Source organism: Pseudoduganella sp. RAF53_2 (assembly GCF_052113985.1).
Classification (GTDB): domain Bacteria; phylum Pseudomonadota; class Gammaproteobacteria; order Burkholderiales; family Burkholderiaceae_D; genus Rugamonas.
Window position 1 is genome coordinate 1 of sequence record NZ_JBFRDW010001056.1, and the last position, 1,129, is coordinate 1,129.

The 1,129-nt window shown below is 50.2% G+C and carries 1 protein-coding gene; it reads left to right on the forward strand.

Features of this window, described 5'->3' with window-relative positions; genetic code table 11:
* The first annotated feature begins 508 nt into the window (after positions 1-508).
* On the forward strand, positions 509-1,072 hold the full coding sequence (locus AB4Z11_RS32280; RefSeq protein WP_442030347.1) for a DUF3304 domain-containing protein: 564 nt from the start codon (positions 509-511) through the stop codon (positions 1,070-1,072).
* The last annotated feature ends 57 nt before the right edge of the window (positions 1,073-1,129 follow it).

Sequence of the window (1,129 nt, forward strand, 5' to 3'; positions counted from 1 at the left end):
TTCCATGGCTACATCAAGTTATGACAGCGTCACAGTGGGGCGCAATTCACAAACCAATCCTTCGCTGGAGGGTGCACAGTCTTGATGGAAAATTATGGACGCTGCCATGTCCAGACGAGACGCACGTGGAGCCACCGCCACTTCACTTTACGGCGAAGCAGTTAAGTGCGTTAGATGCCTGTCACGAACCGAATCAGCTGATGCATAACTTACGAGCGATGCGCTTTGGCCATCAGTGGGCAGAGACTCCGCAACTGGAGATTCRGCTGGCTGAAAAAATTCTGAGCCTATGGAAAGGCTCAGGGCAAACCGATAGGACGAACCTCCTTCTTTTCGCAAGAGGAGTCTTTGATTCTAAGGGAAGACTTCTAGACTCCTCATCGCTTCGTCAAGTGCTGGCGCATCAAGATGCCGCGCGTTTTCGGCGGGACTTGAACGATGCTGTAGCGAGATGCGAGGTAGCGTGATGTTCGCACTACAGAGGCACAAATGGGTAGCCACTTTGTTCATGTTTTTTATTCCTCTCGCTGGCTGTCTCCTGATGCGGGAGCCCGATCCGGTTTTGGTCAGTGTAGATGCCGTTCACTATTTTCCGTCCGAATACAGAGTGGACGAGTTCTATATAGATCATCACTACTTTGGATCAAGCAGCTTTGATGGCATTGCTGGAAGTGGCCTATGCTGTATCGCAATCCCTGAACGGTGGAGGCCCGGACTTACTGTCGACGTTAGCTGGTCAGTCACTGACTGGACGCTTACGCCCATTGACGACAAGGCTCATTTTGACGCGAAAAAAATTCGCGTTGTTGGCCTATACCGGGCTGACGTACCGGTTGAGAAATACGAGGAAGCAGACGATTTATTTGTACATTTCTTTGAAGGAGGGTTAATCCGGGTGAGCCCAGGCATCCAAAGATTCGATGGGCCGTACGCCTCAACGTCAGATATAGCTGCTGCTGCAAAATTTGCCACGAAGGGAAGGCATGTAACCGAACTTATTACGAAAGAAGATCGCGCTGCAATCGATAAGGAAGTTGAGGAGCATCGTAAAAAATATGGAGATTGGCGATGACGTTACTGAGCTACATTGAGCCCGCCTCGGCAGAACCTTTTCTTGATCGTATTACGC